General features: G+C 69.4%; 21 protein-coding genes. 10 read left to right on the top strand and 11 right to left on the bottom strand.

The annotated features are described in order from the left end of the window. Positions 1 to 13 precede the first annotated feature (13 nt). Positions 14 to 2,254: a helicase-associated domain-containing protein gene (locus K1T34_RS13600; protein WP_220244627.1), complete on the bottom strand. Its 2,241-nt coding sequence runs from the start codon at positions 2,252 to 2,254 to the stop codon at positions 14 to 16. 92 nt (positions 2,255 to 2,346) lie between these two features. Between K1T34_RS13600 and K1T34_RS13595 the strand changes: the two genes are divergently transcribed. The 4 genes from K1T34_RS13595 (at position 2,347) to K1T34_RS13580 (ending at position 5,644) form a co-directional block, all read left to right on the top strand. Next, positions 2,347 to 2,529, top strand: coding sequence for a hypothetical protein (locus K1T34_RS13595; RefSeq protein ID WP_220244626.1), 183 nt, complete (start codon positions 2,347 to 2,349; stop codon positions 2,527 to 2,529). 126 nt (positions 2,530 to 2,655) lie between these two features. Continuing rightward, positions 2,656 to 4,053, top strand: coding sequence for an NAD-dependent malic enzyme (locus K1T34_RS13590; RefSeq protein ID WP_220244625.1), 1,398 nt, complete (start codon positions 2,656 to 2,658; stop codon positions 4,051 to 4,053). Positions 4,054 to 4,142: 89 nt separating this feature from the next. Then, positions 4,143 to 4,616: a cyclic pyranopterin monophosphate synthase MoaC gene (gene moaC, locus K1T34_RS13585; protein ID WP_220244624.1), complete on the top strand. Its 474-nt coding sequence runs from the start codon at positions 4,143 to 4,145 to the stop codon at positions 4,614 to 4,616. Continuing rightward, the gene (locus K1T34_RS13580; RefSeq protein WP_220244623.1) at positions 4,613 to 5,644 is read left to right on the top strand and encodes a molybdenum cofactor biosynthesis protein MoaE; all 1,032 of its coding nucleotides are present in this window, start codon (positions 4,613 to 4,615) and stop codon (positions 5,642 to 5,644) included. The genes moaC and K1T34_RS13580 overlap by 4 nt, the downstream gene beginning before the upstream one ends. A gap of 143 nt (positions 5,645 to 5,787) precedes the next feature. Here K1T34_RS13580 and K1T34_RS13575 read toward each other — a convergent pair whose 3' ends face one another. From K1T34_RS13575 to moaA, 3 genes are all read right to left on the bottom strand, one after another. Beyond that, entirely contained in the window at positions 5,788 to 6,438 is a 651-nt protein-coding gene (locus K1T34_RS13575; protein ID WP_220244622.1) for a transglycosylase family protein, read from the bottom strand. A gap of 668 nt (positions 6,439 to 7,106) precedes the next feature. Beyond that, complete coding sequence (locus K1T34_RS13570) at positions 7,107 to 7,358, bottom strand: MoaD/ThiS family protein (protein ID WP_220244621.1); 252 nt, start codon at positions 7,356 to 7,358, stop codon at positions 7,107 to 7,109. A gap of 25 nt (positions 7,359 to 7,383) precedes the next feature. Beyond that, on the bottom strand, positions 7,384 to 8,457 hold the full coding sequence (gene moaA / locus K1T34_RS13565) for a GTP 3',8-cyclase MoaA (RefSeq protein WP_220244620.1): 1,074 nt from the start codon (positions 8,455 to 8,457) through the stop codon (positions 7,384 to 7,386). Positions 8,458 to 8,890: 433 nt separating this feature from the next. Between moaA and K1T34_RS13560 the strand changes: the two genes are divergently transcribed. The 6 genes from K1T34_RS13560 (at position 8,891) to K1T34_RS13535 (ending at position 13,726) form a co-directional block, all read left to right on the top strand. Continuing rightward, positions 8,891 to 9,295 (top strand): molybdopterin-binding protein, encoded by a 405-nt coding sequence (locus K1T34_RS13560; protein WP_220244619.1) that lies wholly within the window; start codon positions 8,891 to 8,893, stop codon positions 9,293 to 9,295. Then, positions 9,292 to 10,098 carry a molybdate ABC transporter substrate-binding protein gene (gene modA / locus K1T34_RS13555; protein ID WP_220244618.1) on the top strand — a complete coding sequence of 269 codons (807 nt, stop codon included), beginning with the start codon at positions 9,292 to 9,294 and terminating at the stop codon, positions 10,096 to 10,098. Before K1T34_RS13560 ends, modA begins: the two co-directional genes overlap by 4 nt. Positions 10,099 to 10,162: 64 nt before the next feature. Then, positions 10,163 to 10,921, top strand: coding sequence for an ABC transporter permease (locus K1T34_RS13550; RefSeq protein WP_255638758.1), 759 nt, complete (start codon positions 10,163 to 10,165; stop codon positions 10,919 to 10,921). After that, positions 10,918 to 11,994 (top strand): sulfate/molybdate ABC transporter ATP-binding protein, encoded by a 1,077-nt coding sequence (locus K1T34_RS13545; RefSeq protein ID WP_220244616.1) that lies wholly within the window; start codon positions 10,918 to 10,920, stop codon positions 11,992 to 11,994. The genes K1T34_RS13550 and K1T34_RS13545 overlap by 4 nt, the downstream gene beginning before the upstream one ends. A gap of 105 nt (positions 11,995 to 12,099) precedes the next feature. After that, on the top strand, positions 12,100 to 12,894 hold the full coding sequence (locus tag K1T34_RS13540; RefSeq protein WP_220244615.1) for an HAD-IIA family hydrolase: 795 nt from the start codon (positions 12,100 to 12,102) through the stop codon (positions 12,892 to 12,894). A 37-nt stretch (positions 12,895 to 12,931) separates the two neighbouring features. Beyond that, complete coding sequence (locus tag K1T34_RS13535; RefSeq protein ID WP_220244614.1) at positions 12,932 to 13,726, top strand: metallophosphoesterase family protein; 795 nt, start codon at positions 12,932 to 12,934, stop codon at positions 13,724 to 13,726. Here K1T34_RS13535 and K1T34_RS13530 read toward each other — a convergent pair. From K1T34_RS13530 to K1T34_RS13500, 7 genes are all read right to left on the bottom strand, one after another. Next, a complete protein-coding gene (locus K1T34_RS13530) occupies positions 13,710 to 14,096 on the bottom strand; it encodes a YccF domain-containing protein (RefSeq protein WP_220244613.1) in 387 nt (128 codons plus the stop codon). The two genes, K1T34_RS13535 and K1T34_RS13530, sit on opposite strands and share 17 nt — an antisense overlap. After that, on the bottom strand, positions 14,096 to 14,893 hold the full coding sequence (locus tag K1T34_RS13525; RefSeq protein ID WP_220244612.1) for a PhzF family phenazine biosynthesis protein: 798 nt from the start codon (positions 14,891 to 14,893) through the stop codon (positions 14,096 to 14,098). The genes K1T34_RS13530 and K1T34_RS13525 overlap by 1 nt, the downstream gene beginning before the upstream one ends. A gap of 392 nt (positions 14,894 to 15,285) precedes the next feature. Continuing rightward, positions 15,286 to 16,749: a hypothetical protein gene (locus K1T34_RS54455; RefSeq protein WP_220244611.1), complete on the bottom strand. Its 1,464-nt coding sequence runs from the start codon at positions 16,747 to 16,749 to the stop codon at positions 15,286 to 15,288. After that, positions 16,749 to 17,225, bottom strand: a complete 477-nt coding sequence (locus tag K1T34_RS13515; RefSeq protein WP_220244610.1) for a hypothetical protein — start codon at positions 17,223 to 17,225, stop codon at positions 16,749 to 16,751. The genes K1T34_RS54455 and K1T34_RS13515 overlap by 1 nt, the downstream gene beginning before the upstream one ends. A gap of 100 nt (positions 17,226 to 17,325) precedes the next feature. After that, a complete protein-coding gene (locus K1T34_RS13510; protein WP_220244609.1) occupies positions 17,326 to 17,877 on the bottom strand; it encodes a hypothetical protein in 552 nt (183 codons plus the stop codon). Between the two features lie 88 nt (positions 17,878 to 17,965). Further along, on the bottom strand, positions 17,966 to 18,361 hold the full coding sequence (locus K1T34_RS13505) for a hypothetical protein (protein ID WP_220244608.1): 396 nt from the start codon (positions 18,359 to 18,361) through the stop codon (positions 17,966 to 17,968). A 504-nt stretch (positions 18,362 to 18,865) separates the two neighbouring features. Continuing rightward, positions 18,866 to 19,501: a DUF3558 family protein gene (locus tag K1T34_RS13500; RefSeq protein WP_220244607.1), complete on the bottom strand. Its 636-nt coding sequence runs from the start codon at positions 19,499 to 19,501 to the stop codon at positions 18,866 to 18,868. Between the last annotated feature and the right edge of the window lie 28 nt (positions 19,502 to 19,529).

Here is a 19,529-nt window from a genome sequence, read left to right as displayed (position 1 = left end):
GACGGTGGAGGACCTACTCCTCCACCAACGCGGCCGAAGTGATCCGGTGCAACGGGTACCGCTCGTGATCCGTCCCCTCCAGCACGCCGCCGCCGACGCGGACCGGGCGGACGACGCGTTGGCTGGCCGTGCCGCGGGAGTCGACGAAGCCGATCCACACTTCGCGGCGTTCGAGGGTTGCGCGGGAGAGCAGGTCCAGTGTTGCGGTGGTGTCGGCGCCGCCGCCGGAGTGGGCGCGGACGGCGGAGCCGCGGCGGCGGGCGGTGGCCGCGTCGCCGGCGCGGAGGTTGGCGACGATGCGCGTGGCCTGGTCGTCGGTGAGGACGGCCTGCTCGCCGGGGCGCGAGCGGGCCGCGCGGGCGCGCGCGGGGAGGCGGCGGCCGGACGGGCGGATGTCGACGACGCGGCCGTCGGGGCCTTCGGCGGCGGGCGCGAAACCCGCGCCGCGCAAGGCTTCCAGGACTTCGCCGAGCGGCACGGGGCTGATGAGGACCGTCGGCGCGATCATGCGCAGGTCGTACTCCGCGGCGACGGGGTGGGCGAGGACCTCGGCCAGCAAGGCCTCGTCGTCACAACGAAGGAACGACCCGGCGGCGCCGCCGCGGAGGCGGCCGTGGCGGCGGGCGACGTCGTCGATCAAGTACGTGAGCGACTGCGGCACGGGGGTGGCGGACTTGGAGCGGAACAGCGCGTGCAGCTCGTCGGCGGTACGGCCGGTGTCGAGGGCGCGGCGCACGGTCGGCTCGGTGACGCGGTAGACCGTCGCGTGCCCGGCCGACTCGATGTCGGCGACGGCGGCCATGGCGGTCGCCAGCTCGGGCTCGAGCGGTCCCGGCGCGACGACCGTGAGGTCCGCCTGCACCAGCACGTGGTCGACGGGCTTGGGCAGCGCGTCGTGCATCGCCTCGACGGCGCCGGGGCGGTCGTCCTCCAGCAGCAGCCGAGTGGCGGTGGTCAGCGCGCCCAGGCCGACCAGGCCCAGCGCCGACGCCTCGGCCATCGTCCAGCGCACGGTCTCGTCACGCAGCCGTCCGCCCCGCCGCGGCGCGCGCCACGCGAGCACGGCCACCAGCTCGTCCACGCTCTTCACGCCGGAGCCAGGCGCCAGATCCCCCAGAGCAACCAGCACCCGACGGCGCGCAACCGGCGCCAGCGGGCGACGCAGATCCTCCGACAACGGCGCGATCGGCTTGTCCTTCGCGTCCCGCCCGCCGGCCAGCCCGGGCAGCCGTGGCAGCTCCAGCCACGCCTGCGCGAGCGTCATCCAGCGCTGCACCGTCGGCGACGCGAGCCACGAATCCGTGAGCGTGGTCGGCACCCACTCGGGCGTCGTCGCCTCGCTGTCGGCCACCAAGCCGGCGCCCACGGCCAGCTCCGCGACGAAGGAAGCGCGCGCCTCGTCGGACTCGAGGTCCTTCGCCATCTTCCGCAGCTCCCGCACGCCCAGTCCGCCGGACTTGAGCACGGGCGGCGGTGTGGCCGACCAGGAACGCAGCAGTGTCTCCGTCTGCCGCAACAACTCCATCGCCTCGCCGGCCGCCGTGGAGTCCACAGTGTCCGTCTGATGTGGATGGACGGGCAGCTTCGGCTCGACCAGTGTGGCCGCCTCGAACGCCGCCCCGCCGCGCAGCAACAGCCCCAGCTCGCGCGGCAGCTCCACCGTCTGGTCGTCGCGGCGCAGCAACAGCGAGCGCGCCAGCAGCTTCTGTACGGGCGTGGCCGCGTCGGACAGCGAGACGTCGAAGCTCGCGTCACGCGTGCGCCCGATCGGCGGGCCCGCGGCCAGCGCCGTGAGCACCTTGCGCTCGTCCTCGCCGACCTCCGCCAGCAGCGCCGCCAAGTCGGAAGCCGCCAACGCCGGCGACGGCGCCCCGAGGCCCGCCGGGAACGGCCCCAGCGCGTCACGCGCCGCCGGAGGCACCCGCAGCTCGTCGTCCGTGCCCCACACCAGCGCCCGCGCACGCAACCGCGTCAGCGGGCCCGAAATGTCTGTTCCGACCAGTGCCGCGACCGAAGCCAGCGAAACCGGCGCGGTGTCCGCTCCCGCCACGAGCAGGCCGTCGAGCACCGCCAACGTGAACGTGTCGAGGTCCTCGCAAGCTCGCGCGACGGAGCCCGGTGTGCCGGCGCGCGTGGCCAGCACGGTGGTGTCGGAAGGCGGCGGGGTCGACAGATCGCGACGGGTGCGCAGCAGGTCGGCGAGTGCGTCGTCGGACTCCGCACGCAGCCAGTCCGCCAGAGAGGTCGCGGGCATAGACGTCCAGGATACCGGGCGGGTGAGCGGGCGCCGGGGGTGTTCGGGCAGACTGTGGGCGAACCGACGGCACCAGGTCAATGGAGGGCGTTGTGGCGAAGGGCGAGAACGGCAGGAAAAAGGGCATCGACCCCACCTGGCCGGCGGAAGACGGTGAGCACCCCGTGTCGGAGCTCGCGTCCGACCGTCAGGGCGCGCTGTCGCCGTTCGGCGACCTGACGTTCCCGCTCGACTCGGTGCCCTACGTGCACCCGGAGACGGAAATCAACCGCTGATTCCCCACTTCTGGGGAAACGACCGTAGTTACTGGTCGGTCACCCGGTTGGGGTCAGGTGGCGGCGGTCACGGGGCTAGTGTTCGAAGTGTCCTAGCCACAGGTTTCCCAGCGGGGAGTTAGTGCCATGCCGGTTCCCGGTCCCGGGTATTCGATCACCGTCCGGGTCGAGGCCCCGGCTTCCTCCACGGCCGCCGGTGACCTCACCACCGCCGTCGGCCGCGTCGGCGGGGTGCTCACGGCGTTCGACGTCGTCGAGTCGCACGCCGACACGATCGTGGTCGACATCAGTGCCAACGCGCTGTCGGAGAACCACGCGCAGGACATCACCCAGGCGCTCGACTCGCTGCCGGGCGTGAAGGTCCGCAAGGTCTCCGACCGGACGTTCCTGATCCACCTCGGCGGCAAGATCGAGGTCACGCCCAAGGTAGCGCTCCGCAACCGTGACGACCTCTCCCGCGCGTACACGCCGGGTGTCGCCCGCGTGTGCCAGGCGATCGCCGCGAACCCCGAGGACGCGCGCCGCCTGACCATCAAGCGCAACACCGTGGCCGTGGTCACGGACGGCTCGGCCGTGCTCGGCCTCGGCAACATCGGCCCGGCCGCCGCGCTGCCCGTGATGGAGGGCAAGGCCGCGCTGTTCAAGAAGTTCGCGGGCGTCGACGCGTGGCCGGTGTGCCTGGACACGCAGGACACCGAGGAGATCATCAAGATCGTCAAGGCGATCGCGCCGGTCTACGCGGGCATCAACCTCGAGGACATCGCCGCGCCGCGCTGCTTCGAGATCGAAGCGCGCCTGCGTGAGCAGCTCGACATCCCGGTGTTCCACGACGACCAGCACGGCACGGCGATCGTGGTCGTCGCGGCACTGCGCAACGCGCTGCGCGTGGTCGGCAAGGAGATCGAGGACTGCAAGATCGTGGTCAGCGGCGTCGGCGCGGCCGGCTCGGCGATCATCCGGCTGCTGCTGCAAAAGAACCCGGGTGACATCGTGGCCGCCGACATCGACGGCATCGTCCACCCGGACCGCGGCAACCTCGACGACAACCTCACCTGGATCGCGAACCACACCAACCGCGACAAGCAGGCCGGCACGCTGCACAAGGCCCTGGTCGGCGCCGACGTCTTCATCGGCGTCTCCGCTCCGAACCTCTTCGGCGCCGAGCAGGTGGCGACGATGAACAAGGACGCCGTGGTCTTCGCGCTGGCCAACCCGGACCCGGAGATCGACCCGCTCGAGGCGCAGCAGCACGCCGCCGTGGTCGCCACCGGCCGCAGCGACTTCCCGAACCAGATCAACAACGTGCTGGCGTTCCCCGGCGTCTTCCGCGGCCTGCTCGACGCCGCCGCGCACAACATCGACGACAACATGCTGCTGGCGGCCGCCGACGCGATCGCCGACGTGGTGGACCAGAGCCGCCTCAACGCGTCGTTCATCGTGCCGAGCGTCTTCGACAACGCGGTGGCCCCGGCCGTCGCGGAGGCCGTGAAGGCGGCCGTCCGCGCGGAGGCCACGGCCGGCTGAGTTCCTCAGGCCCTGGAGGCCCCGTCATCGCTTACCGCGGTGACGGGGCCTTTTTGTCGGCCGGGACACCGCTGGCATAGCCTCGTGGGGTGAGTGAACTCAGCCACGTCGACGAAACCGGCGCCGCGCGGATGGTCGACGTCTCCGGCAAGACTGCGACCGCGCGCACAGCGCTCGCCGGCGGCACGGTGCACACCACCGCCGAAGTGGTGGATCTGTTGTCCGCCAACGGGTTACCGAAGGGCGACGCCTTGGCGACGGCCCGGATCGCCGGCATCATGGGCGCCAAGCGCGTGCCGGAACTCATCCCGTTGTGCCACCAGATCGCGTTGTCCGGCGTGAAGGTGGAGTTCGAACTGGACGGGAGCGCCGTCCACATCAGCGCGACGGCGAAGACCACCGACGTCACCGGCGTCGAGATGGAGGCCCTCACGGCCGTCGCGGTCGCGGGGCTCACGCTGCACGACATGATCAAGGCCGTGGATCCGGCCGCGACGCTCGACAACGTCCGGCTGATCCGCAAGGACGGCGGCAAGACCGGCACGTGGGAGCGGCAGTCATGAGCGAGGCACGGGTGATCGTGGCGTCCAACCGCGCCGCGAAGGGCGTCTACGAGGACAAAACCGGGCCGGTGCTCGTGGAGTGGCTCGCGGCGCGCGGTTATGCGGTGCCCGGCCCGGTGGTCGTCGAGGACGGCGAACCGGTGGGGATCGCCTTGCGCGCGGCGGTTTCCGAGGGCGTCGCGGTGGTCCTGACCACAGGCGGCACGGGCATTTCGCCGACGGACCGCACTCCGGACGTCACGCGCGAAGTGCTGGACTACGAGCTTCCGGGCGTCGCGGACGCGATTCGCTCCGCGGGCCTGCCGCACGTGCCGACGGCCGTGTTGTCGCGCGGCCTCGCGGGTGTCGCGGGCCGCACGCTCGTCGTCAACCTGCCCGGCTCGCGCGGCGGCGTGAAGGACGGGTTGGGCGTGCTGGAGGGGATCCTCGACCACGCCGTGGACCAGCTCGCCGGCGGCGACCACCCACGACCTGCTTCAGAAGAGCTGGCCAAGGCCGAACAAGCCGCTGAGTCCACGGAGAACTCGGCGTCCGTCGCCGACGCACTCGCCGCGGACTCGCTGCCGGCGGATCCGCTCGAAGCCAAGACCCCGAGCACACCCGCGGTCCGCATCCTCCGCGCGGAGGTCAGCGACCAGCTGTTGTCCGTCGACGAGCACGCCCGCCTCGTGGAGGACGACGCGGCCGGCGCCGTCGTCACCTTCGGCGGGGTCGTGCGCGACCACGACGGCGGCAAGGGCGTGCTCGACCTCGTCTACGAAGGCCACCCCACCGCGGGCGAGGTGCTCGCCCAGGTCGTCACCGAGCTCGCCACGGGCTGGACGGGTGTCCGCGCCGTGGCCGTGAGCCACCGCGTCGGTCCGCTCGCCATCGGCGACGTGGCGCTGGCGTGCGCTGTCGCCGCCGAACACCGCGGCCAGGCCTTCTCGGCCTGCGCGGAGCTCGTCGACGAGGTGAAGGCCCGGCTCCCGATCTGGAAGCACCAGCACTTCACCGACGGCTCCGACGAATGGGTCAACTCACCCTGATCCGCTGCGGCAATGGCCGTTCGTCAGACCCCACGAAGGGCCCCACCGCCGGGGGAAATTCGCGGTGGGGCCCTTTCGTCGGATCACAGCCAACCGAACGCTGCGCCCTGAAGGACTTCACGACCTCACGAGGAGGTCAGGAGTCACTTGGTGGCGATCTTCTGACCGACCAGGATCAGGTCGGGGTTCGGGATGTAGGACTTGTTCAGGGTCTGCAGCTTCTGGAAGCCACCCTGAACGTTGAGCTGCTTGGCGATCTTCGACAGGCTGTCGCCGGACACGACGGTGTAGTCACCGTTCGGGTTCGAGCTCGGCACGCCGGTGACCGGAGTGCTGGCGACCTTCTTGGGGGCGCTCGTGCTCTTCTTGGGGGTCGTCGACTTCTTGGCAGTCGACTTCGAGGTCGACTTGGTCGACTTCGTCGACTTGTGCGCGGCGGTCGAGCCGCCGGCACCCTTGCCGTAGCAGTTCGGCCACGCGCCGCCGCCCTGACCCGCGAGAACGCGCTCGGCCACGGCGATCTGCTGCTCACGGGAAGCGCTCGACGCGCTGCCGGTGCCGCCGTAGGCCTTCCAGGTGCTCTGCGTGAACTGCAGGCCGCCGTAGTAGCCGTTGCCGGTGTTGGTGTTCCAGTTGCCGCTGCTCTCACACTGCGCGACAGCGTCCCAGTTGGTCGCCGACGCGGGGGTCGCGGCGATCGCGATGGGCGCGCCGACCGCGATACCCGCGACAGCGACGCGGGCGATGGTGCGGGTGGCGGCGGACATCTTGCGGTGCTTGCCTCGGTAAGACATGAGAATACTTCTCGGTTTTCCTGCGCCTACGAGCCCGAAGGCTGAGGGCCGGGTTGGGAGCCCGTCCGCCCGTTGCCGGGCGGCAGACGCGGACTGCGCACGACGCGCGGTCTTCGTCCCCTCGTCCCTGTCCGGAAATGCTTTCGCTCGGGGTATGGGTCCGGGGATCCGCTGGACAGGGCTAGGCACTACGGATTCCCGGTCTTGCTCGGTTGGTCGGGGCCAACCGAAAAGCGACGGTACGTAATGAGAGCCGTGATCGGAAATCATTCGGCATGTGACCTACGTCACAGTAACAGCACGCAACCTCTCGCGATCGGCATGTTTGCGCAGGTCAGAGGGCCGTTATCTGCCCGTTTTCTGCCCGAGATATTTCACAGATCGTGAGGCTTGGATCACGTCGATAAGGCGTCAACGGTCCATTCGCGCGGCCTTTGAGTTGGGCACCTTAAACCACTCAGTGCGAAGTCTGCCAGTGCACGTCGAGTGGTTCTGTGGGTGTCCGGGAATACGCCGTGAGCGAACTACTCCGGAGAGTAGGTATTGACAAAAATGGCCGCTCAAGGCGCCTTGAGCGCCGCTCGGCGTGGTCCGGACCAAATGGCCGGACAGGAGGGTTCAAGGGCCCAGTGAGCCACTGAGCCGGGTCTGGCGGGGTCTCGCGAGGGTCAGCCGCCGGCGAAGGGTGGGAGCACGTCGAGTTGCGCTCCGTCACTGAGGGCGCGATTCTGATTACGGACGGCAACCTCGTTCAACAGGAAGCTCGCCGCGTCGAGGATGCGCGGCAGCGGTCCCGGATGCAGTTCGCGCACCAGGCGGACGGCGTCCGCGACGGTCGAGCCCTCAGGAAGCTTCAGCTTCTCCTCTTCCACTCCCGCCGCCGCGCGGGCGGAGGCGAAGTAGCGGACCAGCACGGTCATCGGTTCCAGAGACTGGGGTGACATGTCATCCGCCGATCGCACTCATGGGCCGGATCGGCTGCGCGAACCCGGCTTCGTTGATCTCGTGGCCGGCGAGCTTGCCCCACATCGTGGCCCGCCACGCGTCCGCTACCTCTTCATCGCGCGCGCCCGCGCGCACGAGGGCGCGCAGGTCCGTCTCGTCGTTGGAGAAGAGACAGGAGCGCACCGCGCCGTCGGCCGTGAGCCGGGTGCGCTCGCACGCGGAGCAGAACGGCCTGGTCACCGACGCGATCACACCCACGTCGCCGGGTCCGCCGTCGACCAGCCACCGCTCGGCCGGCGCGCCGCCGCGGGCGGCCGGGAACGGCGACAGCGAGAACTCCTCGCCCAGCATGCTCAGGATCTCTTCGGCCGTGATCATCTCGCCGCGGTTCCAGCCGTGCTGCGCGTCGAGCGGCATCTGCTCGATGAACCGCAGGTGGTAGCCCTCTTCGAGGCAGAATCGCAGCAGTGGCACGGCGTCGTGGTCGTTGAGCCCGCGCATCAGCACGGAGTTGACCTTCACCGGCGCCAGCCCAGCGTCGCGCGCGGCCGCGAGGCCCGCCAGCACGTGGGAGAGGCGGTCGCGGCGGGTGATCTGCTCGAACAGGGCGCGATCCACGGTGTCGAGCGACACGTTGATCCGGTCCAGGCCGGCCTCGGCGAGGCCCTTCGCCCGTTTCGCGAGCCCGATCCCGTTGGTGGTCATGGAAACCCGCGGCCGAGGCTCGAGCGCGGTGATCCGCGCCACGATGTCCTCCAGACCCGGGCGCAGCAGCGGCTCGCCGCCGGTCAGGCGGATGTCGGTGACGCCCAGCGTCTCGACGGCGATGCGCATCAGCCGCACCAGCTCGTCGTCGCTGAGCACCTGCTCGCCGGGCATCCAGTCGAGGCCTTCGGCGGGCATGCAGTACGTGCAGCGCAGGTTGCAGCGGTCCGTGAGCGAAACCCGCAGATCCGTGGCCACGCGGCCGAACTGGTCGAGCAAGCCGGGATGATCGGGCCGGGGTGCCGAGGGCGCGCCGGACGAACCTCGTGTACCGGGGACGCGAGGAAACCCGAGATGTACTGCTGTCATTACGCACAGCCTAACTCGTGAACGCCTGAAAAGCCGACTCGTCCTTATCACCGGGTCGGCCGATGAAGGGCCTCTCGCGAGCCGTCGGTGACCTCCTCGTGACCGCCCGCTCACAGACCCGGCCGGGCCGCTCGCGCGCCGGCGCCGGCGCCGGCGCGACTGTCCGGAATCGACCGCACCGCCCCCGACCTCGCAGGACGGGGCGCAGAACTCCTGGCAGCGGGGCGGATTGCGGCGCGAACCCGACTGTCCACACCGGCTGTGACGTGGGTCATCGGCCGACTCGATCAGCGGTCGCGGGCGAGGGCTGCGGACCGTCCGGGCAAACCCCGAGCGTTACCAGAACGCAATACTTGAAGCGTCACACAACGAAGTGCTCGACAATTCACGTTTCACGTAGCTTTTCCTCAACTGCGGCGATAATCTTCCGGCCATGCCGCAATTTCGGTTGTCCGAGGCCGCCCGGCTCCTCGGCGTCAGTGACGACACCGTCCGGCGCTGGGTCCGCGGCGGTCAGTTGACCGCGACGGACGACGCCGCCGGCCGGAAGGTCGTCGACGGTGCCCAGCTGGCGGGGTTCGCCCGCGCGCAGGCCGCCGGTCCCGAGGACCCGTCGGCAGTCGGCCGCTCCGCCCGCAACCGCTTCGTGGGGCTCGTCACCGAGGTCACCGCCGACAAGGTGATGGCACAGGTCGAGCTGCAGTGCGGGGCGCACCGAGTGGTGTCACTGATGAGTTCAGAAGCCGTCCGCGAGCTCGGGTTGCGCCCGGGTGTGCTCGCGGTGGCCGTTGTCAAGGCGACCACCGTCGTGGTGGAGACCCCGGAAGGAAACAGATGAAGAAGCTCGCCATCGCCGTAGCGGCGGTCGCGTTGTTGGCCGGTGCGTGCAGCGCGAACGACGAGGCCAGCACCAGTCCGGGCTCCGGCGGCCCGGCGGTGCCGTCGCCCGCCGGCTCGAGCGCGACGGGCACGCTCACGGTGTTCGCCGCCGCGTCGCTCACCGAGTCGTTCAACGAGCTCGGCAAGGAGTTCGAGGCGGCGCACCCGGGTGTCACCGTCAAGTTCGACTACGAGGGCTCGTCGGCGCTCGTGCAGAAGCTGGACAACGGGGCCAAGGCCGACGTGTTCGCCTCCGCCGACCAGGCCAACATGGACAAGGCCACGCAGGGCGAGGTGATCGACGGCCAGCCGACGGTGTTCGCCACCAACAAGCTGGCGATCGCCGTGGCCAAGGGCAACCCCAAGGGCATCAAGACGTTCGCCGACCTGAACAAGGCCGGCCTGACCGTCGTCGTCTGCGCGGCCCAGGTGCCGTGCGGCTCGGCGACGAAGAAGGTCGAGACGAACACTGGCGTGACGCTGAAGCCGGCCAGCGAAGAGACCGACGTCAAGCAGGTGCTGGCGAAGGTGCAGTCGGGTGATGCCGACGCGGGCCTGGTCTACGTCACCGACGCGACCTCGGCCGCGGACAAGGTCGACAAGGTGGACTTCCCGGAGGCTTCCGGCGCGATCAACAACTACCCGATCGCCGTCGTGAAGGACGCTCCGCAGGCCGCTCTGGCCAAGGAGTTCAACGACTTCGTGCTCGGCGCGCAGGGCAAGGCCGAGCTGACCAAGATCGGGTTTGGCCCGGCTCAGTAAGGGGCGACGCGGTGCGGCGGTCGAGCAACGGCCGCCGCATTCGCGGGTTCCCCTTGTTCTCTGGATCCCCGCCGTGGTGGCGCTCGCGCTCGTGGTGCTGCCCGTCGTCGGGCTGCTCGTGCGCTCGGACGTCGCCCGGTTCCCGTCTCTCCTGATCTCCGAATCGTCGCTGGCCGCGCTCAAGCTGTCGATGATCACGGCGCTGCTCTCGACGGTGGCGTGCGTGATCCTCGGTGTGCCGCTGGCCGTCGTGCTGGCTCGTTCGCGCGTGCGCGGCACGCGGCTGCTGCGCTCGATCGTGCTGCTGCCGCTGGTGCTCCCGCCCGTGGTCGGCGGCCTCGCGTTGCTGTACCTGCTCGGACGCAAGGGTTTCCTCGGCATCCTGATCAACGCGTTGACCGGCCAGCAGATCCCGTTCACGACCGCGGCCGTGGTGATCGCGCAGACGTTCGTGGCCATGCCGTTCCTGGTCGTGAGCCTCGAAGGCGCGCTGCGCGGCTCCGGCGACCGTTACGAGCAGGTGGCTTCGACGCTCGGCGCGCGGCCGTGGACGGTGTTCCGCCGCGTGACGCTGCCGCTGCTGCTGCCGGCGCTCGGCTCCGGCGTGGTGCTCAGCTTCGCCCGCGCGCTGGGTGAGTTCGGCGCGACCATCACGTTCGCCGGTAGCCTGGAAGGCGTCACGCGGACGCTGCCACTGGAGGTCTACACGCAGGCCGAGGTGGACGTCGACAGCGCGGTGGCGCTCGCGTTGCTGCTGATCGTGGTGGCGATCGTGGTCATCGCGGTGGCGCGGCCGCGGTCGTTCGAAGGTGGTTTCCGGTGACGCTCTCGGCTCGGATCGCGCTCTCGCGCGGCACGTTCTCCCTCGACGTCGAGTTCACCGTGCCCGAGGGAACGGTGCTGGCGCTGCTCGGCCCGAACGGCTCGGGAAAGTCCACTGTGCTCGGTGGCCTGGCCGGGCTCGTGCCCGTGACGTCGGCCGACATCACGTTGTCCGGCCGCGTGCTGGCGGGGGACAAGGTGAACCTGCCGCCGCACGCGCGGGGGGTCGGGTTGCTGTCGCAGGACGCGTTGCTGTTCCCGCATCTGTCCGCTTTGGACAATGTCGCTTTCGCCCCGCGTTCGGCCGGTGCGAGCAGGGTGAAGTCCCGGGAGGAGGCCCAGATGTGGCTGGCGGAGGTGGACGCGTCGGCGTTCGCGCGCCGGCGGCCCGGCCAGCTCTCGGGTGGCCAGCAGCAGCGGGTGGCGATCGCGCGGGCGCTGGCTTCGACGCCGTCGCTGCTGCTGCTCGACGAACCGTTCGCCGCTCTCGACGTGGACGCGGCGCCCGCGATCCGCGGCCTGCTGCGGCGGGTGCTGCGCGGCGGGCCGACCACGGTGCTGGTCACGCACGATCCGCTCGACGCGCTCGCGCTGGCCGACCACGTGGCCGTGATGTCGGGCGGGCGGATCGTCGAACGCGGGCCCACACGGGAGGTGCTGGCCGCGCCGCGCACGGCGTTCACGGCCCGGATCGCGGGGCTCAACCTGGTTGCGGGCCTCGCGGAGGCCGAGGGGCTGCGCACGAAGTCGGGTGACCTGGTGTCGGGGCTGCTTTCGCCGGACGCCGTGGTGGGGGAGGCCGCGGTCGCGGTGTTCGAGCCCAGCGCGGTGGCCGTGTACCCGCACGACGGCGAGCACCACGGCAGCCCGCGCAACACCGCCGAGGCCCTGGTCGCGGCCCTGGAACCGCACGGGCCCGTGATCCGGCTGCGCGTGACCGGCGGCGGCTGGGCCGAGGGCCTGACCGCCGACCTGACGCCGGCGGCGGTCGCCGACCTGGAGCTGGAGCCGGGCTCGTCCGTGACGCTGTCGGTGAAGGCCGCGACGGTGGCGGTGCATCCCGCGCAAGCCTGACTGCGTTGTGCCGCAATGGAAATCCTCTGCGGGCGCACCGTGGCGGGGTGCCGTGGTACGGTGCGCCTGTTTCGATCAAGTACCGCAGAACAGAGGACGGCGAGGGTGACTGAAGGACGCTGGACGTACCTGAGCGACATGGACGGCGTCCTGGTTCGCGAGGAGCACCTCGTGCCGCGCGCGGACGAGTTCCTCGGCGAGCTGCGGGACAACGGCATCGGCTTCCTGGTGCTCACGAACAACTCCATCTACACCCCGCGCGACCTGCGGGCGCGGCTGCTGCGCACCGGGCTCGACATCCCGGAGGAGTCGATCTGGACCTCCGCGATGGCCACGGCGCAGTTCCTCGACTCGCAGCGCCCGGGCGGCACGGCGTTCGTGATCGGCGAGGCCGGGCTGACCACCGCGTTGCACGAGGTCGGTTACGTGCTGACCGAACGCGATCCGGACTACGTGGTGCTGGGCGAGACCCGCACGTACAGCTTCAGTTCCATCACCAACGCCATCCGCCTGATCGACGGCGGCGCGAAGTTCATCGCCACCAACCCGGACGCGACCGGCCCGACGATGGAGGGCTCGCTGCCGGCCACCGGGTCCGTCGCGGCGCTGATCGAGAAGGCCACCGGGCGTTCGCCGTACTTTGTGGGCAAACCGAACCCGCTGATGATGCGCTCGGCGTTGCGGCGCCTCGGCGCGCACTCGGAGTCGACGCTGATGATCGGCGACCGCATGGACACCGACATCCACGCGGGCATCGAAGCGGGGCTGCAGACGGTCCTCGTGCTCACCGGGATTTCCACTCCGGAGTCGGCCGAACGCTATCCGTACCGGCCGACGAAGGTGATCGACTCGGTCGCCGACCTGATCGGGCGAACCCTGGACCCGTTCGGCGAAGGCTGACCGGCGTGCGCGCCGGAGCAGGGCCTATCGTCGAACGATGAGCGTGTATGTGGTGGGCGACGTCCACGGGCACCGCGACGCCCTGGCCGACGCACTGCGCGCCGAGGGGCTCGTCGACAGCGACGGCAAGTGGAGCGGCGCCGAAGACCAGCTGTGGTTCCTCGGCGACTTCGTGGACCGCGGTCCCGACGGCGTCGGCGTGATCGACTTCGTGCGTTCGCTGCAGGAACAGGCGCCGGAGGCGGGCGGCTCCGTGCAGATGCTGCTGGGGAACCACGAGATCCTGCTCCTGGGGATGTACCACTTCGGCGACCGCCAGGTGCCGTCGGACTTCGGGCCGCGCAGCTTCGCCCGCAGCTGGGAGATCAACGGCGGCCTGCTGTCCGATCAGGACCGCCTGACGCCGGAACACATCGAGTGGCTTTCGGCGCGTCCGTTGGTGGCGCTGGTCGACGACCACCTGCTGATGCATTCGGACACGCTGGAGTACCTCGACTGGGGCTCGGACATCACGTCGATCAACGCGTCGGTGGGGGAAATCCTGACCGGCAGCGACATCGAGGCGTGGTGGGACGTCTGGCGCCGGATGACCACTCGCTACGCCTTCCGCGGCCCGGCCGGCGAGGAGAACGCGGACGCGTTGATGGAAGCCCTGGGCGGTTCGCGGATCGTCCACGGTCACAGCGTGATCGCCGACCAGCTGGGCATCCACCCGGCACAGATCGAGGGGCCTTACCTGTACGCCGGCGGCAAGGCCCTGGGCATCGACGGCGGCTTGTTCGTGGGCGGCCCGTGCCTCGTGGTGCCCTTGCCGTTCACGCCTGAGCCGTAGGGACGTCGACGATCTCCTTGCCCAGCGGCATCAGCGACACGGGGATCAACTTGAAGTTCGCGATCCCCAACGGGATCCCGATGATCGTGATGCACAGCGCGATGCCGGTGACCACGTGGCCGATCGCCAGCCACAGGCCGGCGAAGATGAACCAGATGATGTTGCCCAGCACCGACCCGACACCCGCGTCGCGCCGGTCGACCACCGTCCGGCCGAACGGCCACAACGCGTAGTTCGCGATCCGGAACGACGCCAGCCCGAACGGGATGGTGATGATCAGGATGCAGCACACGATGCCCGCGAGGACGTAGCCCACGGCCATCCAGAATCCGCAGAGCACGAGCCAGATGATGTTCAGCAGCAGGCGCATCAGACGTGCAGCTCCCCACTCACCACGGTGACCGCCCGCCCACTGATGCGGACGCGGTCGTTGTCGAGTTCGGTTTTCACGATCCCGCCACGCTGGGAGATCTGCTTGCCGGTCAGGTCTTTTCTGCCCAGCTTCCTGGCCCAGTAGGGCGCCAGGGCGCAGTGGGCGGATCCGGTGACGGGGTCTTCGTCGACACCGACGCCGGGGCCGAAGAACCGGCTGACGAAGTCTGTGTTGTCGCCGGTTTCGTCGGTCTCGCTGGGTTCGCCGGGGTCGCCGCTCGCGGTGATGATCATGCGTCCGGTCCAGGTGCTCTTGAGCTCCGTGAGGTCCGGTGTGGCTCGGGCGACCTGCTCCGGCGTCTCGAGCTCGACGAACAGGTTCTCCCTGCTGCGGCCGACGTACAGCGGCTTCACGTCTTCGTCGGCGAGGATGCGGCTGACGTCCTCTTGCGTCTCCCGCGGCTCGTCGACGGGGAAGTCCATCTCGATCCAGCCGTCTTCGTGCTTGGTGCATCGGAGGATGCCGCTGCGGGTCTCGTAGGTCTGGGTTCCGCCGAGGACCTGGGTCGCCGCGATGGTCGCGTGACCGCACAAGTCCACCTCGGTGGCCGGCGTGAACCACCGAAGGCTCGTCGTGGTGCCGTTCTTCCGGACGAAGGCTGTCTCGGAGTGCTTCATCTCGCCGGCGACCTGCTGCATCCAGGCCGCGTCCACGTCCCTCTCCAGGACCACCACGCCGGCCGGGTTCCCGGCGAACGCCTCCCCGGTGAACGCATCGACCACGTAGAACCGCATGGTTTGACGGTACCGGGGTGGGGTGGGTGGGGGTGTCAGGGTTTTACCCTGGATTTTGTGGTGTCGCTTTGTCGACCTGGGTGTTCTCTTCTTGCCTCGCGGGGCTTCTTCGCGGTGGGCTCGCCTTCGCAGCGCTGGTTGCTGCGGTTGTGCCGGCGTCATCGTGACTCCGGGACTCGGCTCTCGCGCGTTGGTGAGGCGCCGTTTCGGGGCCTCAGTGCACTCGGGACTCGTGTGACGCACGACGTTCACTCGCGGCCGCACCCGCGTCGACCGTTCACTCGCGGCCGCACCGGCGTCGACCGTGCACGCCCGGCCGCACCGGCGTCGACACTGTCTGAAACACAACGCGGCGCCACCCTCAGGTGGCGCCGCGCTCCGTCAGCCTCTACTCACCCACCGATGACCGGCGGTGTGATCTTCTCCCCATCGGGTCCGCGCTCGGGGCGAACCTCGAACACCTCGTCGGGGTCTTCCTGGTTGGGGAGCTTGTTCTTGTGCTCCTTGTCGTCTTCCTTCTTCTTGCCGGCCCCAGCGGCGCCGGCCGCTCCGCCTGCGCCGGCCTTCCCGGCTTTGCCCGCGTTGGCCGCCGCGGTCGCCCCACGCTCGAGCCGCTCGCCTGCGCCCTTGCCGGACTCGGCGCCTTCGCCCGCCGCGCCCTTGCCGGCCGCGCCACCGCCGGAGACGCGGCTGCCGGCGAACCCGCCGCCGGATCGCCCGGTTCCGCCGCCGGCCCGCCCGCCGCGCAGGGTCTCGTCGCCGGCGCCACCGGCGCCGCCCGGCCCACCCCCGCCGAACGCCAACGCGTCCGGGGACAGCCGCCCGAAGCCACCGCCGCCCGCAGGCGGGCGGAAGCCAGTGCCACCAGTGCCGCCAGGCCCACCGAAGGACCCGGCACCGGTGCTGGAGCCCGCGCCGGGAGTGAACGCGTTGCCGTTGAAGCCCGCCGCCCCGCCACCGGGGCCGCCGCCTCCCGGCGCACCTCCACCGGGCGACCCGAAGCTGCCGGCTCCACTGCTCAACGCACCCGCGTGCCCTCCGAGGCCGACACCGGGCTGGGCGCTGCTGGCGTGGGTGCTGTCGTCCCCACCCCCGATCGGCGGCGGCGCCGTGAACTGGGGCTGGGTCGTGGACGTCTCGTGGTACGTGTTGTCCAGCCCCTGCATCACCTGCACGGCCTGCTGATGCGCGGCGTCCGCCTGCTTCTGCTTGGCGGCGATGGCGTTCATCGTCTGCGCGGCGGCCGCGGGATCCGCGACGCTCAACTGCTGCGTCGCCTTTTGCATCTCGGCCTGCTGGTCGAACTTGACGGGCTCCGGCATGTTCGTCTGCGCGTGCCCAGCCGCGGCGGCCTGCTGCGAGTAGCGGTTGGAGCTCAGCTGCGCGGCGCTCGCGGTGTTCGAAGCGTAGGTCGCGGTGTTCTGGAAGAAGTTGTGCGCCTGCGACGCGCCCGAGCCCTGCCACTCGATCTGGCTGCTGTTGGCCGCGTCGTTGATCGAGTTGGACACGGCGGCTAGCCAGTTGCCGAGGTCGTTGGCGACTCGCCCGCGGGCGTCGAGTTCGCCGGGGTCCATGTTCGTGTGCACCATGTCGTACAGCTGCTGGTGATCGTGCGCCGCGTAGTTCGCGTTGGGGGCGGGGGCGTCGCCGCGGGTCGCTTGGCCTTGCAGCAGCTGATCACCCTGGGTGACCGAGTAGTTCGACGCCGCCTGGCCCGTGCGCTGATCGACCGAGTCGCGGATGTTTTGCTGATCCTCGGCGCCGAAACGCCCGGGCGCTGCCTTTTTTGACAGGTCCGCGTGAGTTTGGCTGTAGTAGTCGGCTTCGTACTCGCGGGGTTGGGCGCGTTCGCTCATCAGCTGGCCTCACCGGTGCTGCGGAATGTCTGGGCGTGGGCGCTGTCGGCTTCGCGGTAGTTGTCACGTGCGATCTGCAGAGCCTGCTGGACTTGCTTGATGCTTTCCCTGAGCAGCTCAAGGTTAGGGATCAAGGATTGTGGGTCACCGCCTGCAACCTTGACGTTGAAGTCGGCGACTTGGTGTGAGTAGTCGCTCGAACCCATTTTGGCACGTGACAAGAGCTGATAGAAGTTTTGCTGTATGTCCGTGTAACCGTGAAGGAAGTCATCGCACACCTTGTTATAAGCCTGAAATCCGGCCTCGTTGACTGCGAAGCCGCCCCCTTTGGCGAGTGCGGTGAACTTCTGGGCACTTTCGTTGAGGCGGTGTACGCCCTCGGTGTCGAGAGGGTTTACCAACAGATCCGGAACGTTGTCCTGCCCGGAATTGGTCGAGGCGGGGAGGTGACCGCCGAAGTCGGATGCACCCGTCATCGCTTGTACCACTCTCCTGCCTACGCTACGTGCTCCCCCGCCCACTCTAGATCGATCACCGCGAGCTGTCAGCGAGTTCGGAACAACCGCGCACCCTTCATCACGTGTTCTTCGGCAGGAGAAGCTCGACTGCTTCGGCAACGTTCCTGGCTCTTGTGCACGCTTCGTCGGTGTTGCCGCTGGTGAGTGCCGCGGAGACCAAGGCGCGAGAATTCGGTTTGACCTCGATCCTGACGGCGCAGAGGCCGGCCTGACGAGTCGGTTCCAGTTCGAGGATTGCCCGTCGTGTGCGGACATGGCCGGGTTGGGCCATCGAGGGGTTCGAGAGGTTCGTGTCGTAGCTCTGCCCGTCCTGCAAGACCAGGCCGAGATTGTCCTGGGTCTTGTCCGTGCTGCAGCCATGTTCCGGATCGGCGATCGACGGCGTGGAGGCCGGATAGCCCTGCCCGGCGAGGGCCTGGTCGAGCGTCTTGCACGGGCTCATCCCCGCCAGCGGGGTGTCCGACTGCGTGCTCGGCGCACTGCTCGAGGCGGACCCTGACGGGCTCACTGGGGTGGGGTTGCCGCCCACTGGGCCGTCGCAGGCGGTCAGGGCGCAGGCGAGAGTGGCGAGGCCGACGAAGGTCACGAAGCCACGGATCGGTCCGGTCACCCGGTGAACACTACGGGTAGGTGATCGTCGGACGCGAGCCTGTTGCCGAACACAGTTGTGGTGGTGTTCGGGGTGGAAGTCTGGATCGTCAGCTGTTCTTGGGCAGGAGCAGTTCGACCGCTGAGGCCAGGGTCCTGGCCTTGGTACATGCTTCGTCGGTGGTCCCCCGAGAGAACGATACAGCGATCGTTGCTCGTGATTTCGGCTTGACCTCGATAGAGACCGCGCAGACGCCGGTTTGCTGGGTGGGCTCTCGTTCGAGGATCGCTCGTCGAGCGCGGACGCTGCCGGAAGTGGCTTTCGCGGGGTTGGCGATGCTCGTGTCATAGGCCTCCCCGTCCTGTAGACCCAGGCTGAAAACGCCGGCCCCTTCTTGCTGCGTGTCGCATGCGTGCTCTGGATCGGCGATCGACGCTTGAGCGGCAGAGAAGCCCTGACCGGCGACCGCTTGGTCGAGAGTCTTGCAGGTGCTGAGTCCGGCCAACGGAGTGTCCGAAGCTCCTGAACTGCTCGGCACCGGCGCTGACGACGAGGCCGGTGCCGGTGTACCGCCCACGGAGGAGCCGTCGCATGCGGTGAGCGAGAGTGTCAGAGTTCCGAGACAGGCGAGAGCCACGAGGCCACGGGTGGGTCCGGTCACGGCGTGAACACTACGGGCGGGTGATCGTTGGACGCGAGCCCGCGGCCTGGCGTCGGTGCGGGTGATGCGGTAGGGACGGCCTCCGTATGTACGACGCAGCCGGCACTCGTGCCCGGCGTCTGCGGGTGGTGGGTGTCGACGCGACGCTTTGATCGTTCACGCCTCGCTGGGGAGCAGGAGCGCCACGGACTCTGCGATCTTCCGCGTTTGAATGCACGCCTGGTCAGTGTCGGTCGAGGTGAGTGCTCCGAACACGACTGCCCGGGATTTCGGTTTGACTTCAATGCTGACGGCGCAGGTGCCGGCCTGGTGATTGGTCTCGAGCTGGGTCCGGTCATCTGGTGAACACTACGAGTAGCTGATCATTGGGCGCGGGCCTGCTGCCGAGTGCGTTCGAGCAGCCGGATCGTCAGGATGGATGTTTGGGCCGTCAGCTCGTTTGGGGGGGAGGAGTTCGATCGCTTCGGCGACAGCCCTGGCCCTGGCGCAAGCCGCGTCGGTGGTTCCGGGGGCGAGCGAAGCGGAGACGAGAGCACGCGACTTCGGCTTGACTTCGATACTGACCGCGCAGAGGCCCTCTTGTCCGGTCGGCTCCAGTTCGAGGATTGCCCGTCGATCGCGAACGTCGCCGGTTTGAGCCTTTGACCGATTCGAGAGGTTCGCGTCGTAGCTCTGTCCGTCCTGCAGAACCAGGCCGAGATAGTCTTGTGCTGGCTTGTCGGTGTCGCAAGCGTGTTCCGGATCGGCGATCGACGGGGTCGAGGGTGAATATCCCTGCCCTGCGAGTGCCTGGTCCAGCGTCTTGCACGGGCTCATCCCGGCCAGGGGGGTGTCCGATTGCGAGCTGGGTGCACTGCTCGGTGCGGACCCGGATGGGCTTACCGGAGTGGGGTTACCTCCCACTGAGCCGTCGCAGGCGGTCAGTGCCCAGGCGAGTGCGGCGAGGCCGACGAAGGTCACGAAGCCACGGATCGGTCCGGTCACCGGTGAACACTACGGGTAGCGCACGACA

Origin of the sequence: Amycolatopsis sp. DSM 110486 (assembly GCF_019468465.1) — a bacterium.
Classification (GTDB): domain Bacteria; phylum Actinomycetota; class Actinomycetes; order Mycobacteriales; family Pseudonocardiaceae; genus Amycolatopsis.
Note: the sequence above shows the minus strand (reverse complement) of the source record. Positions and strands in the feature narration are given on the sequence as shown.

Bases quoted from the DNA above. Each gene is read 5' to 3' on its own strand.
- K1T34_RS13600 (WP_220244627.1), bottom strand. From the start codon at position 2,254: ATGCCCGCGACCTCTCTGGCGGACTGGCTGCGTGCGGAGTCCGACGAC.
- K1T34_RS13590 (WP_220244625.1), top strand. From the start codon at position 2,656: ATGCCGGTTCCCGGTCCCGGGTATTCGATCACCGTCCGGGTCGAGGCC.
- K1T34_RS13580 (WP_220244623.1), top strand. From the start codon at position 4,613: ATGAGCGAGGCACGGGTGATCGTGGCGTCCAACCGCGCCGCGAAGGGC.
- K1T34_RS13575 (WP_220244622.1), bottom strand. From the start codon at position 6,438: ATGTCTTACCGAGGCAAGCACCGCAAGATGTCCGCCGCCACCCGCACC.
- K1T34_RS13570 (WP_220244621.1), bottom strand. From the start codon at position 7,358: ATGACCGTGCTGGTCCGCTACTTCGCCTCCGCCCGCGCGGCGGCGGGA.
- moaA (WP_220244620.1), bottom strand. From the start codon at position 8,457: ATGACAGCAGTACATCTCGGGTTTCCTCGCGTCCCCGGTACACGAGGT.
- K1T34_RS13560 (WP_220244619.1), top strand. From the start codon at position 8,891: ATGCCGCAATTTCGGTTGTCCGAGGCCGCCCGGCTCCTCGGCGTCAGT.
- modA (WP_220244618.1), top strand. From the start codon at position 9,292: ATGAAGAAGCTCGCCATCGCCGTAGCGGCGGTCGCGTTGTTGGCCGGT.
- K1T34_RS13535 (WP_220244614.1), top strand. From the start codon at position 12,932: ATGAGCGTGTATGTGGTGGGCGACGTCCACGGGCACCGCGACGCCCTG.
- K1T34_RS13530 (WP_220244613.1), bottom strand. From the start codon at position 14,096: ATGCGCCTGCTGCTGAACATCATCTGGCTCGTGCTCTGCGGATTCTGG.
- K1T34_RS13525 (WP_220244612.1), bottom strand. From the start codon at position 14,893: ATGCGGTTCTACGTGGTCGATGCGTTCACCGGGGAGGCGTTCGCCGGG.
- K1T34_RS54455 (WP_220244611.1), bottom strand. From the start codon at position 16,749: ATGAGCGAACGCGCCCAACCCCGCGAGTACGAAGCCGACTACTACAGC.
- K1T34_RS13515 (WP_220244610.1), bottom strand. From the start codon at position 17,225: ATGACGGGTGCATCCGACTTCGGCGGTCACCTCCCCGCCTCGACCAAT.